Consider the following 12,870-nt stretch of genomic DNA (forward strand, 5'->3'; position numbering starts at 1 on the left):
AAGGAGAATGACATGGAATACCTGGTCCTGATCTACGCCGACGAAAAAATCTACGGCAGCATGAGCGAGCAGCAGTTGGGTGAGGTGATGCAAGCTTATGGCGCCTACACGAAGGAGTTGGGAGCGGCCGGCGTGCTGCGCGGCGGCTCCGAGCTGGCTCCGGTGCACACCGCCACCACGGTGCGTGTGCGCGGCGGCAACATCGCCTGCACCGACGGGCCCTTCGCCGAGACCAAGGAACAGCTGGGCGGCTACTACCTGCTCGACTGCGCCAACCTCGACGACGCCATCAAATGGGCCGCCAAGTGTCCGTCGGCCACCATAGGCTCGATTGAAGTGCGCCCCCTGATCAAGAGCGTCTAGGCGCATGTCCGACTCGCCGCCAAACGGCCTGAGCCGCATTCGGGGACTGGGCGTTCCCGTCAGACCCCGAGCTGCGGCCCGGCTTGCCTGCCATGCTGACGCGCGCGGTTGAGGAGGTGTGCCGCCGCGAGGGCGGCAAGGTGCTGGCTGGGCTGATACGGCGCTTCGGCGACATCGGCCTGGCCGAGGACTTGCTGCAGGACGCCTACAGCAAGGCGCTGGAGCGCTGGCCGGGCGACGGCTTGCCCGCCAACCCGGCCGCATGGCTGACCACCGTGGCCCGCAACGCCGGGCTCGACTACCTGCGCCACGCCGCGCGCAGCTTGCCGGACTCGACCGAGGTACTCGCGCGGCTGGAGCAGGAACCGGCCGACGAGCTTGAATTCGATGCGGCTCGTCCGGGCCAGGGCAGGGCAGCGTCCGAATCCGGCATGACCGAATCCGGCATGACCGAGTCCGGCATGACCGCGTCCTGCACCTCCGCCCCCGGTAGCCTGACTGGCTCCGGGGTTTCGCCGTCCGGCTACGAACTGGCCATCGACGACGACCGCCTGCGCCTGATCTTCATCTGCTGCCACCCGGCGCTGGCGCCAGCCGCGCAAACCGCCCTGGCACTGCGCACGCTGTGTGGCTTGTCCACCCGTGAAATCGCGCGCGCCTATTGCGAATCAGAAACCTCGACCGCCCAGCGCCTGGTGCGCGCCAAGCGCAAGATCGCGGAGGCGAACATCCCTTTCATCGTCCCCGCGCCCGAGGAGTTGCCGGACCGTTTGACGCTGGTGCTGCAAGTGATCTACCTGGTCTTCAACGAAGGCTATGGCGCCACCAGCGGCCAGCTGCTGGTGCGCACCGGCCTGTGCCAGGAGGCGATCCGCCTGGGCCGCCTGATGGCCGAACTGGCGCCGCGCGACGCCGAAGTGAAAGGCTTGCTGGCCCTGATGCTGCTGCACCACGCCCGCAGCGGCGCGCGCACCTCGCCGGACGGCGCGCTGCTCACACTGGAAACCCAGGACCGCGCGCTGTGGGACCGGCAAGCCATCGCCGAAGGCGTCGCCGTGCTGGACGCGGCCTTGCCGCTGCGCCGCCCCGGTCCCTACCAGGTCCAGGCCGCCATCGCCGCCCTGCACGGCAAGGCCGCCACTTCCGCCGACACCGACTGGCGGCAAATCTCCATCCTCTACGGCGCCCTGCTGAAGCACTTGCCGACCCCGGTGGTGGAACTGAACGCCGCCGTCGCCCTCGGCATGGCGCAGGGCGCGCAGCACGGCCTGGCCTGGATCGCCAGGCTGGAGCAGGGCGGCGAACTGGCCCGGTTCCACTACCTGTACGCTGCCAAGGCCGAATTCCACCGCCGCCTGGGCGAGCGCGCCGCCGCCATCGCCGCCTACAGCCGCGCCTGCGAACTCACCGCCAACGCCGTCGAGTTGCAATACCTGCAATCCCGCCGCGATGCCCTTGCGCTTGTATAATGCAGGCAAATCCACAGCCTTCCTGACCATGACCAATACCACCCATTTCGGCTACAAGACCGTCTCCGAAGACGACAAAGTAAAAGAAGTCGCCAAGGTGTTCCACTCGGTGGCCGCCAAATACGACGTGATGAACGATGTGATGTCGGCCGGTCTGCATCGCCTGTGGAAGACGTTTACCATCGCCAACGCGGCCGTGCGCCCCGGTTTTAAATGCCTGGACATCGCCGGCGGCACCGGCGACTTGGCCAAGGCTTTCGCCAAGCAGGCCGGCCCGTCCGGCGAAGTGTGGCTGACCGACATCAACGAGTCCATGCTGCGCGTTGGCCGCGACCGGCTCTTGAATCGCGGCCTGGTCACCCCCACCTTGTTGTGTGACGCAGAGAAACTGCCGTTTCCGGACAATTATTTCGACCGCGTCAGCGTCGCTTTCGGTCTGCGCAATATGACGCACAAGGACCAGGCGCTGGCGGAAATGCGCCGCGTGCTGAAGCCGGGTGGCAAGTTGTTGGTGCTGGAATTCTCAAAAGTCGCTGAGCCGTTGCGAAAGCCGTATGATCTGTATTCTTTCTCGGTGCTGCCATGGCTGGGCCAGAAAATCGCCGGCGACGCGGAAAGCTATCGCTACCTGGCCGAATCGATCCGCATGCATCCCGACCAGGAAACCCTGAAATCGATGATGCAGGATGCGGGACTGGAGCGGGTCCAGTATTACAACCTGACGGCAGGTGTGGCCGCTTTGCACACCGGTATCAAACTGTAAGACGGGAAAATATCATGAACATGAAGAAAATTCTGGTCGGGGCTGTGCTGGCGCTGTCCGCCACCGCCATGCTGGGCGAGGCCATCGCCCGTCCGATGGGCGGCAGCCGTTCGATCGGACGCCAGTCGCAAAGCGTGAGCAAAATGGCGCCGACGCCGGCTCCGACCCCTGCGCAAGCACGCCAGGCCGCGCCTGCGCCAGCTCCCGCTGCGGCGCCGGCACCCATACCTAAGCCAGCCAGCCCCTGGAAGGGCATCCTGGGCGGCGCATTGCTGGGCCTGGGTATCGGCGCGCTGCTGTCGCACTTCGGCATGGGCGGCGCCATGGCCAGCATGATCGGTTCCATGCTGATGATCGCGCTGCTGGCCGGCGTGGCCTTCATGATCTTCCGCTTCGTGCGTAGCCGCATGTCGCCGCAGCGCTCCGTGGCGGCGGCAGCCGGCGGTTTCGGCGGCAACGGCCTGGGCGGCAACACCTGGCAGCAGCAGCCTGAGCCACTGGCCCGCACGCCGGACGTGCGCACCCCGGAAATCGGCTCCGGCCTGCCTCCGCTGCAGCCGGTCTCGGGCGGCCTGAACCTGGACAAGCCGGCGGCGGCCGCGCCGCACACGCCTTGGGGCGTGCCGGCCGACTTCGACACCGCGTCTTTCCTGCGCCACGCGAAGAGCAACTTCATCCGCCTGCAAGCGGCCTGGGACAAGGGCGATTCGGCTGACATACGCGAATTCACCACCCCCGAAGTGTTCGCCGAGCTGAAGATGCAGATCGCCGAGCGCGGCGCGCAAGCCGACTACACCGACGTCGTCACCATCGACGCTGAACTGCTGGGCATAGAGAACGACGGCAAGGACTACCTGGCCAGCGTCAAGTTCATGGGCTCCATCAAGTCGGCACCGGACGCGCTGGCCGAGCCCTTCCACGAAGTGTGGAACCTGGTCAAGCCGGTCGAGGGCAACGCCGGCTGGCTGCTGGCCGGCATTCAGCAACTGGCCTAAGCTTCTTCTGGCCCGTTTTTTCGCCACACTGCCGGGCAGCCGCCCGGCAAACTGGTAAGATCAAGACCGCCCAGGCAAACTGGGCGGTTTTTGTTTTTTGAGCGCCCTGAACGCATGTCCTCATCGACCACACCTAACTTGCCCTCGCCGCTGGCGCCCGTCGCCGCCACCATCAACCACTTGCTGGCCCAGGAACCCTGGGCCCGCCAGGCGCTGCGCCTGCACGCCGGCAAAGTCGCGTGCATCGCCGCCGCGCCGTTCGAACTGCGTTTGCGCGTGACCGCCGACGGCATGGTGGACACGGGGCCGGCCGAAGGAGATGCCGCTGCGGCCCCGAACGTCACCATCCGCGTCAAGTTATCCGACTTGCCGCTGATCGCACAGAACCGCGAGCGCGCATTTTCCTACGTGCAGATCGAGGGCGACGCCGAATTCGCCAACGCCATCTCGCAGCTGTCCAAGTCGCTGCGCTGGGAAGCCGAGCACGACCTGGAGAAGGTGCTGGGCCCGATCGCCGCCACCCGCCTGGTGGGCGGCGCCAAGGCCATGTTCGAGACGATCAAGACCGGCCAGCGCAAGCTGGCCGAGAACGCCGCCGAATACTTCCTCGAAGAGAACCCGCTGCTGGTGCGTCCGGCCGTGACCGAGGAATTCGGCGCCGAAGTACGCCGCCTGCGCGACGACGCGGAGCGCTTTGCCAAACGGTTGGCCAATCTGGAAAAGAAGCTGGCGCAGCATGCGGCGGCGGAACGAGCCCCGGACGGGGATACTAAATGATCTTGAAATTCCTGCGCCTGCTGAAAATCCTGCGGGTCGCCGTCCAGTACGGACTCGATGAAATCGCCTTCTCCGGCCTGCGCGTGCCGCGCACCGCCAAGCTGATCGACACCGCCTTCTTCTGGCGCGACATCTCCGCCCCGCGCGGCCTGCGCCTGCGCCTGGCGCTGGAGGAACTGGGGCCGATCTTTGTCAAGTTCGGCCAGGTGCTGTCGACCCGGCGCGACCTGATCCCGCTCGACATCGTCGAGGAACTGGCGCTGTTGCAGGACCGCGTGCCGCCGTTCAGCTCCGACCTGGCCGTGGCGCAGATCCAGCGCTCGCTGGGCGACCACCCGGACCGCCTGTTCGCCAGCTTCGAGCGCATCCCGGTGGCGTCCGCCTCCATCGCGCAGGTGCACTTCGCCACGCTGAAGGACGGCAAGGAAGTGGCGGTCAAGGTGCTGCGTCCCGGCATGAAAAAGCTGATCGACGAGGACGTGGCGCTGATGCACCTCGCCGCCGAGTGGATAGGCCGCCTGTGGGCCGACAGCAAGCGGCTCAAGCCGAAAGAGGTGGTGGGCGAGTTCGACAAATACCTGCACGACGAGCTGGACCTGATGCGCGAGGCCGCCAACGCCAGCCAGCTGCGCCGCAACTTCGCCGACGGCAAGCTGCTGCTGGTGCCGGAAATGTACTGGGACTATTGCTCCTCCAGCGTGATCGTGATGGAGCGCATGTACGGCATTCCGGTATCGCAAATCGAGCGCCTGGCCGAGGCCGGCGTGGACCTGAAAAAGCTGTCCAGCGACGGTGTCGAGATCTTCTTCACCCAGGTGTTCCGCGACGGCTTCTTCCATGCTGACATGCACCCCGGTAATATCCTGGTGTCCATCGACCCGGCCACCTTCGGGCGCTACATCGCGCTAGACTTCGGCATCGTCGGCACCTTGAACGATTTCGACAAGGACTACCTGTCGCAGAACTTCCTGGCCTTCTTCCGCCGCGACTACAAGCGCGTGGCCGAGGCCCACATCGAATCCGGCTGGGCACCCAAGGAAACCCGCGTGGACGAGCTGGAATCGGCCGTGCGCGCCTGCTGCGAGCCCATCTTCGACCGTCCGCTGAAGGACATCTCCTTCGGCCAGATCCTGCTGCGGCTGTTCCAGACCTCGCGCCGCTTCAACGTCGAGGTGCAGCCGCAGCTGGTGCTGCTGCAAAAGACCTTGCTCAACATCGAAGGCCTGGGCCGCCAGTTGGACCCGGACCTGGACCTGTGGAAGACCGCCAAGCCCTACCTGGAAAACTGGATGGCCGAGCAGGTCGGCTGGCAGGGCATGCTGGAGCGCCTGAAGGCCGAGGCGCCGCGCTACACCCACGTGCTGCCGCAGCTGCCGCGCCTGATGCACCGTGCGCTGTCCGTGGCCGGCGAGCCGGACAGTATGAACCATGAGCTGCTGCGCGTGCTCATCGCCGAGCAGCAGCGCACCAACCGCCTGATCAGCTTCGTGGTCTACTTCGCCGGCGCCTTCGCGGTCGGCGCGCTCGGCCTGCAGGCGGTCATGCGCTGGCGCGGGCTGCTATGAGTAGCGGGGCAAATTCGGGCCCGGTCTTTGACTCGCGCGACCCGCTGAACCCGGCGTTCTGGGACGAGCGCTTCGAAAAGGGTTTCACTCCGTGGGACCGCGGCGGCGTGCCCGCGCGCTTGCGCCAGTTCGCGGCGGCATGGCCCGCTGTGGCAGCTGGCGCTGCGGCCACTGCCACGGGTGCCACCGCCACCGCCGTCGACACCGCCGCTGCCGCCGCCGCTACTGCCGCTACTACTGCCGCTACTACCGCTACTACCGCTACTACCGCTACTACCGCCGCTACTGCTACTGCCGACGCCGCTGCCGCCGCTGCCGCTGCCGCCGCTACCGCCGCTACCACCGCCACCGCTGCTGCTGCCACGGCTGGTGCTACCGCTGTCGAGCCGGACGCGCAGCCGCCTGCCCGCTTGCCGACTCCCCCGGCCGTTCTGATCCCGGGCTGCGGCTCCGCTTACGAGTTGGCCTTCCTGTCCGAAGCCGGCTGGAACGCCACCGCCATCGACTTTGCGCCCGCGACCGTGGCCGCCGCGCGGCAGGCGGTCGGCCCGCAATGGCAGGGCAGGGTGCTGGAGGCCGATTTCTTCCACTACCAGTCGCCAGTCCCGCTGGACCTGATCTACGAGCGCGCCTTCCTGTGCGCCTTGCCGCGCGCCATGTGGCCGCAGGTGGCCGAGCGCTGGGCGGCCTTGCTGTTCCCCGGCGCCTTGCTGGCCGGCTATTTCTTCTTTGATAACAATCAGAAAGGTCCGCCGTTCGGCATCGCGCGCGAACAGCTGGACGCCTTGCTGGCGCCGCATTTCGCCTTGGTGGCGGACGAGCCCGTCACCGACTCGATGCCGGTTTTCGAAGGCAGGGAGCGCTGGCTGGTCTGGCGCCGCCTGTAGCGCGAAGGTTGGCAACTGCGGCGATTTCGCATTGTGGTCGCTAAAAGGCTTTATAATTCAGGGTTTTGATGATTTTTGCGGAGTAATTGAATGCCGATCTATGCTTACCGCTGCGACGAATGTGGCTTTGCCAAGGATGTTTTGCAGAAGATGTCCGATCCTGTGCTGACCGATTGCCCGACTTGCGGCAAGGCTACTTTCAAGAAGCAGCTGACCGCCGCCGGTTTCCAACTGAAGGGAACGGGCTGGTACGCCACCGATTTCCGCGGCGGCAAGGCGCCCGCCACCGGCGTGGCCACGGGGCCGTCAGATGGCGCTAAAGCCGACACGGCCGGCGAATCCACGGGCGGCGCCAAAGCCGACCAGGCGGCTCCCGCCACTCCGGCCGCGCCGGCCAAGACCACCAGCGCGGCGTGAGCCGCCTGACAAACAGGGTATTAAACAGGGTATTCGATGCGTAAATATTTCATTACCGGCTTGCTGATCCTGGTGCCGCTGGCGATCACCGCCTGGGTGCTGAACCTGGTGATCAGCACCATGGACCAGTCGCTGCTGCTGGTGCCGGAGCGTTACCGCCCGCTCGCCCTGTTCGGCTTCGACATTCCCGGCCTGGGCACCATCCTGACGGTCATGATCGTGTTCCTGACCGGCCTGCTGACCAACAACCTGGTCGGCAACTACATCGTGCGCCTGTGGGAAAAATTGCTGAACCGTATTCCGGTGGTCAGCTCCCTGTACGGCAGCGTCAAGCAGGTGTCGGACACGCTGTTCTCGTCGTCGGGCAACGCCTTCCGCAAGGCCGTGCTGATCCCTTATCCGCACCAGGATTCGCGCACCATCGCCTTCCTGACCGGCGTGCCGGGCGGCGACGTGAAGAAACACCTGGAGGGCGAGTACGTCAGCGTGTACGTGCCCACCACGCCGAACCCGACCTCGGGATTCTTCCTGATGTTGGCCAAAAAAGATGTCATTGAGCTCGACATGAGCGTCGATGCCGCCCTGAAGTACATCGTTTCCATGGGCGTGGTTGCGCCCGATTGAACCAAATTAACTTGAACTGAGAAATAACCATGTCTATGCGCACTCACTACTGCGGCCTCACCACTGAAGCCCTGCTCGGCCAAACCGTCAGCCTGTGCGGTTGGGTACACCGTCGCCGCGACCACGGCGGCGTGATCTTCATCGACCTGCGCGACCGCGAAGGCCTGGTTCAGATCGTCTGCAACCCTGAGCAGGCCGAAGTGTTCAAGGCCGCCGAATCCGTGCGCAACGAGTACTGCCTGCGCGTGACCGGCGTGGTCAAGGACCGCCTGGCCGGCACCGTCAACAACAACCTGAAGTCGGGCAAGATCGAAGTGATCTGCTCCGAACTGGAAGTGCTGAACGCCTCCGTGGCAGTTCCATTCCAGCTGGACGACGACAACCTGTCCGAAACCACCCGCCTGACCCACCGCGTGCTGGACCTGCGCCGTCCGCAGATGCAGAACAACCTGCGCCTGCGCTACAAGGTGACGATGGAAGTGCGTAAATACCTGGACGCGCTGGGCTTCATCGACATCGAAACCCCGACCCTGACCAAGTCGACCCCGGAAGGCGCACGCGACTACCTGGTGCCGTCGCGCGTCAACGCGGGCAACTTCTTCGCGCTGCCGCAGTCGCCGCAGCTGTTCAAGCAGCTGCTGATGGTGGCCAACTTCGACCGCTACTACCAGATCACCAAGTGCTTCCGCGACGAAGACCTGCGCGCCGACCGCCAGCCTGAATTCACCCAGATCGACTGCGAAACCTCCTTCCTGAACGAACAGGAGATCCGCGACCTGTTCGAGGACATGATCCGCCTGGTGTTCAAGAACACCATGGACGTCGACCTGCCCAACCCCTTCCCGGTCATGGACTTCTACGAAGCCATGGGCAAATACGGTTCGGACAAGCCGGACATGCGCGTCAAGCTGGAATTCACCGAACTGACCGAAGTGGTCAAGAACGTCGAGTTCAAGATCTTCAACGCCGCCGCCAACATGCCTAACGGGCGCGTGGTCGGCATGCGCGTGCCGCAGGGCGGTTCGATGCCGCGTTCGGAAATCGACGCCTACACGCAGTTCGTGGCGATCTACGGCGCCAAGGGCCTGGCCTACATCAAGGTCAACGAAAAAGCGAAAGGCCGCGACGGCCTGCAATCGCCTATCGTCAAGACCATCGACGATGCCACCCTGGCCACCATCCTGGAATTGACGGGCGCGCAGGACGGCGACCTGATCTTCTTCGGCGCCGACAAGGAAAAAGTCGTCAACGACGCCATCGGCGCGCTGCGCGTGAAGATCGGCCATTCCGAGTTCGGCAAGAAAGCCGGCCTGTTCGACGACGTCTGGGCGCCGCTGTGGGTGATCGACTTCCCGATGTTCGAATACGACGAGGAAGGCGACCGCTGGACCGCGACGCACCACCCGTTCACCGCGCCGAAAGACGGCCACGAAGACATGCTGGAAACCAATCCGGGCGCCTGCATCGCCAAGGCCTACGACATGGTGCTGAACGGCTGGGAACTGGGCGGCGGTTCGATCCGTATCCACCGCGAAGAAGTGCAGTCGAAAGTATTCCGCGCGCTGAAGATCGACGCCGACGAAGCCCGCCTGAAGTTCGGCTTCCTGCTCGACGCGCTGCAATACGGCGCGCCGCCGCACGGCGGCCTGGCTTTCGGCCTGGACCGTATCGTGACCCTGATGACCAAGTCCGATTCGATCCGCGACGTGATCGCCTTCCCGAAAACCCAGCGCGCCCAGTGCCTGCTGACGCAAGCGCCGTCCGAAGTGGACGAGAAGCAGCTCAAAGAGCTGCACATCCGCCTGCGCGCGGCCGAGCCGAAAGTGGCTGGCTAATGTAGCAATGGAAAAGGCGCCTCGGCGCCTTTTCTTTTACAGGTCCTATGAAGCCCTACAAGATACCCGAGTCGGTGCTGGTGGTGATCCACACGGCCGACCTGCAAGTGCTGCTGATCGAGCGGGCCGACAAGCCCGGCTTCTGGCAATCCGTCACCGGCTCGCTGGACGCCGTGGACGAGCCGCTGGCGCAGACCGCCGCGCGCGAGCTGTCTGAAGAGACAGGCATCGTCGCCGACGGCGAACGCATCGTGCTGCGCGACTGGCATTTGTCCAACATCTACGAGATCTACCCGGTCTGGCGCCACCGCTACGCGCCCGGCGTCACGCAGAACACCGAGCACGTGTTCAGCGTCGAAGTCCCGCGCGACATCCCCATCGTGCTGGCCCCGCGCGAGCACGTGCAATATGTCTGGCTGCCCTACCTGGAAGCGGCCGACCGCTGCTTCTCCTCCTCCAACGCCGAAGCCATCCTGCAACTGCCGCGCCAGATCGTGTAAGCCGGCAGTTTCCTGTCCGACGCCATCTTGCGCCTGCGCAAACTGCGCTAGCAACTCAGGTACTAGTATGGCTTTCTGTCCCTTCAGGCGGAGCTTGCCATGCCGGTCGTGCTGCGTTACAAAGCGTATGTGTTCTTCTTTTATTCGAATGAAGGAGAGCCGCGCGAGCCTCCGCATATCCACGTGCGACGGGGAAGTGACACCGCAAAATTGTGGCTTGAGCCTGACGTCGCAGTTGAGCATGTACATGGCTTGTCTGCGGCGGAGTTGCGCGAAGTAGGACGCGTTGCGCGCGAAAACCGAGCGATCATGCTAAGGGCATGGAAGGAGTTTTTTCATGAATGAGCCAAGTGCGGAATACCTGACGTTCGATGATGACAAGATGTGGGTTCATTTGAGGGGCGGGCTGGTCTTGGAGGTGCCCCTCAGTGCTTTTGCTCGCCTGATGCAGGCGCAGCCGCTTCAGCGCGCCGCTTATTTGATTAGCGGCAATGGCAGCGGTTTGCACTGGGAAGCTCTGGATGAGGATCTTAGCGTTCAGCATCTGCTCAGGGAGTACGGACGCCAAGGTTCTCCATAACGCATGAGCACAGTGTCGCCCATCAAGACTTGAGTCGAGTCTGTTGGCTGTCGTACCGAACCGGCAACGCACAATAGCCGCATGGCAAGCGTGCTGTTGGGAGTAGAATGAATTCATGAAAATCCGTGTCGCCACCTACAACATCCACAAGGGCATGTCCTACCGCTCCCATCCGCGGGTGCATGCGCTCAAGCTGGCCATCGGCAAGTTCGACGCCGACGTGGTCTTCCTGCAGGAGGTGCAGGGCAAGCACGACCGCATCGCCGAGAAGTTCGGCGAGGAGCTGCACGGCCACCGCCACTGGCCCACCACGGCCCAGCACGAGTTCTTCGGCGAGAACCGCCACTCGGTGTACGGCATGAACGCCAAGTACGACCACGGCCACCACGGCAATGCGCTGCTGAGCAATTTTCCCATCGCCAAGTGGACCAACACCGACATCTCGGACCACGCCTACGAGGCGCGCGGCATCCTGCACTGCATCGTCGACACGCCGCAAGGACCGGTGCATTGCTACGTGGTCCACCTCGGCCTGTTCGAAGCGGGCCGCACGCGCCAGACCCAGGCCCTGATCGAGGCGGTCAAGGAAACGGCGCCCGACAACGAGCCGGTGATCATCGCCGGCGATTTCAACGACTGGCGCAACACCCTGAGCGCCACGCTGCGCAAGGCGCTGGGCGTGGTCGAGGTCTTCGACGAGATCCGCCCGCCGTCCCCGCTGGGCGACCTGGTCCGTACCTTGGCGCGGCGCCAGGCGGCCGTCCATCCTGCCCGCACCTTCCCGGCCGCCTTGCCTTTCTTCCGCCTGGACCGCATCTACGTGCGCGGTTTCAGCGTGGAGTCCGCCCAGGTGTTGTCCGGTTCGGAGTGGGCCAAGCTGTCCGACCATTCGCCCATCGTGGCGACCCTGGGACTGAACTGACAGGCGTATGCGCTCCGTTAATTTCATTGCCGACAACGAAGTCAAACTCCTGCACTGCGGTACCGCTTTCTTCCCGGCCCTGACGGAGGCGATCGACGCGGCGCAGTACGAGATTTACTTCGAGACCTACATCTTCTCCGGCGACCGCACCGGCCAGCTGGTGCTCGACGCGCTCAAACGCGCCGCGGGGCGCGGGGTGCAGGTGCGCGTCATCACCGACTGGTTCGGCACCGGCCACCGCCAGGTCTACAGCATCCATGAGCAGCTGGTGGCGGCCAAGGTCGAGCACCGCATCTTCAATCCCTGGTTCCGGCGCGGCGTGACCCGCACGCACCGCAAGATCTGCGTGGTGGACCGCGAGGTCGCCTTCGTCGGCGGCATCAACATCAACGATGACATGTTTTGCGACACCAACCCGGCCGTCTGCCTGGCCGCGCCGCGCTGGGACTTCGCGGTGGCCGTGCGCGGGCCGCTGGTGGCCTCCATCCAGCAGGAGGCCGAGACGCAATGGCGCCGCCTGGGCCGGATGAGCATCATCAAGCGCATCGGCCTGTACAACGAAGCGCGCAAGGTCAACAAGATCGCCCGCCAGAGCTCGGTCCAGGCGGGCTTCGTGGTGCGCGACAACCTGCGCAACCGCGCCACCATCCAGCGCGCCTACCTGCAGGCGCTGGGCCGCGCCAAGAAAAGCGTGCTGATCGCCAATCCCTATTTCGCGCCCGGCCGCAAATTCCGCCACGCGCTGGCGCGCGCCGCCCAGCGCGGCGTGGAGGTGGTGCTGCTGATCGGCGTCGGCGAGATCTGGCTGCAGGACGCGGTGGCCCATTCCTTCTATCCCAAGCTGCTGGCGGCCGGCGTCAAGGTGGTGGAATATCACAAGACGCAGCTGCACGCCAAGGTCGCCGTCATCGACGACGAGTGGGCCACCGTCGGCTCCAGCAATGTCGACGGCCTGAGCCTGTTTTTGAACCAGGAAGCGAACGTCGTCATCAAGGACGCCGAGTTCGCGCGCAGCCTGCGCGCCCACATCGAGCAGGGCATCGCCGACGGCGTCGTCATCCACGCGGACGACTTTGCCCACGTGGGCCGCTTCCGCCGCATCGGCTACGAGATCGCCTTCGTGTTCTACAAGCTGCTGATGCGGATTTTCGCCGTGGGGAAATACGCCTGAAC

Annotated in this window: 15 protein-coding genes; all 15 read left to right on the top strand. The window is 64.8% G+C overall.

Translation table 11 applies throughout. The features are described from left to right. Nucleotides 1-12: 12 nt before the first annotated feature. The 15 genes from ACSQ8Y_RS27125 (at nucleotide 13) to clsB (ending at nucleotide 12,868) form a co-directional block, all read left to right on the top strand. Nucleotides 13-363, top strand: a complete 351-nt coding sequence (locus ACSQ8Y_RS27125; protein WP_436269484.1) for a YciI family protein — start codon at nucleotides 13-15, stop codon at nucleotides 361-363. Between the two features lie 92 nt (nucleotides 364-455). Continuing rightward, a complete protein-coding gene (locus tag ACSQ8Y_RS27130; RefSeq protein ID WP_436269485.1) occupies nucleotides 456-1,832 on the top strand; it encodes an RNA polymerase sigma factor in 1,377 nt (458 codons plus the stop codon). 28 nt (nucleotides 1,833-1,860) lie between these two features. Continuing rightward, a complete protein-coding gene (gene ubiE, locus ACSQ8Y_RS27135; protein ID WP_436269486.1) occupies nucleotides 1,861-2,595 on the top strand; it encodes a bifunctional demethylmenaquinone methyltransferase/2-methoxy-6-polyprenyl-1,4-benzoquinol methylase UbiE in 735 nt (244 codons plus the stop codon). Between the two features lie 14 nt (nucleotides 2,596-2,609). Continuing rightward, nucleotides 2,610-3,590: a Tim44 domain-containing protein gene (locus tag ACSQ8Y_RS27140; RefSeq protein WP_436269487.1), complete on the top strand. Its 981-nt coding sequence runs from the start codon at nucleotides 2,610-2,612 to the stop codon at nucleotides 3,588-3,590. A gap of 114 nt (nucleotides 3,591-3,704) precedes the next feature. Further along, nucleotides 3,705-4,367, top strand: coding sequence for a ubiquinone biosynthesis accessory factor UbiJ (locus ACSQ8Y_RS27145; protein WP_436269488.1), 663 nt, complete (start codon nucleotides 3,705-3,707; stop codon nucleotides 4,365-4,367). Beyond that, nucleotides 4,364-5,932, top strand: coding sequence for a ubiquinone biosynthesis regulatory protein kinase UbiB (gene ubiB / locus ACSQ8Y_RS27150; protein ID WP_436269489.1), 1,569 nt, complete (start codon nucleotides 4,364-4,366; stop codon nucleotides 5,930-5,932). Before ACSQ8Y_RS27145 ends, ubiB begins: the two co-directional genes overlap by 4 nt. Before the next feature lie 149 nt (nucleotides 5,933-6,081). Further along, entirely contained in the window at nucleotides 6,082-6,819 is a 738-nt protein-coding gene (locus ACSQ8Y_RS27155; protein WP_436269920.1) for a methyltransferase, read from the top strand. 90 nt (nucleotides 6,820-6,909) lie between these two features. Further along, nucleotides 6,910-7,236 (top strand): FmdB family zinc ribbon protein, encoded by a 327-nt coding sequence (locus tag ACSQ8Y_RS27160; protein ID WP_436269490.1) that lies wholly within the window; start codon nucleotides 6,910-6,912, stop codon nucleotides 7,234-7,236. Between the two features lie 36 nt (nucleotides 7,237-7,272). Continuing rightward, nucleotides 7,273-7,860 (top strand): DUF502 domain-containing protein, encoded by a 588-nt coding sequence (locus ACSQ8Y_RS27165; RefSeq protein ID WP_436269491.1) that lies wholly within the window; start codon nucleotides 7,273-7,275, stop codon nucleotides 7,858-7,860. A gap of 29 nt (nucleotides 7,861-7,889) precedes the next feature. Then, nucleotides 7,890-9,695 (top strand): aspartate--tRNA ligase, encoded by a 1,806-nt coding sequence (gene aspS, locus ACSQ8Y_RS27170; protein ID WP_436269492.1) that lies wholly within the window; start codon nucleotides 7,890-7,892, stop codon nucleotides 9,693-9,695. Nucleotides 9,696-9,742: 47 nt separating this feature from the next. Beyond that, nucleotides 9,743-10,195 carry a dihydroneopterin triphosphate diphosphatase gene (nudB, locus tag ACSQ8Y_RS27175; protein ID WP_436269493.1) on the top strand — a complete coding sequence of 151 codons (453 nt, stop codon included), beginning with the start codon at nucleotides 9,743-9,745 and terminating at the stop codon, nucleotides 10,193-10,195. A 99-nt stretch (nucleotides 10,196-10,294) separates the two neighbouring features. After that, a complete protein-coding gene (locus ACSQ8Y_RS27180) occupies nucleotides 10,295-10,540 on the top strand; it encodes a DUF4160 domain-containing protein (protein ID WP_436269494.1) in 246 nt (81 codons plus the stop codon). Continuing rightward, nucleotides 10,533-10,775: a DUF2442 domain-containing protein gene (locus tag ACSQ8Y_RS27185; protein WP_436269495.1), complete on the top strand. Its 243-nt coding sequence runs from the start codon at nucleotides 10,533-10,535 to the stop codon at nucleotides 10,773-10,775. Before ACSQ8Y_RS27180 ends, ACSQ8Y_RS27185 begins: the two co-directional genes overlap by 8 nt. 115 nt (nucleotides 10,776-10,890) lie before the next feature. After that, nucleotides 10,891-11,697, top strand: a complete 807-nt coding sequence (locus tag ACSQ8Y_RS27190; protein WP_436269496.1) for an endonuclease/exonuclease/phosphatase family protein — start codon at nucleotides 10,891-10,893, stop codon at nucleotides 11,695-11,697. Between the two features lie 7 nt (nucleotides 11,698-11,704). Then, nucleotides 11,705-12,868 carry a cardiolipin synthase ClsB gene (gene clsB / locus ACSQ8Y_RS27195; RefSeq protein WP_436269497.1) on the top strand — a complete coding sequence of 388 codons (1,164 nt, stop codon included), beginning with the start codon at nucleotides 11,705-11,707 and terminating at the stop codon, nucleotides 12,866-12,868. Nucleotides 12,869-12,870 lie beyond the last annotated feature (2 nt).

It is taken from the genome of Pseudoduganella sp. LjRoot289 (assembly GCF_964252925.1).
GTDB lineage: Bacteria > Pseudomonadota > Gammaproteobacteria > Burkholderiales > Burkholderiaceae_D > Rugamonas.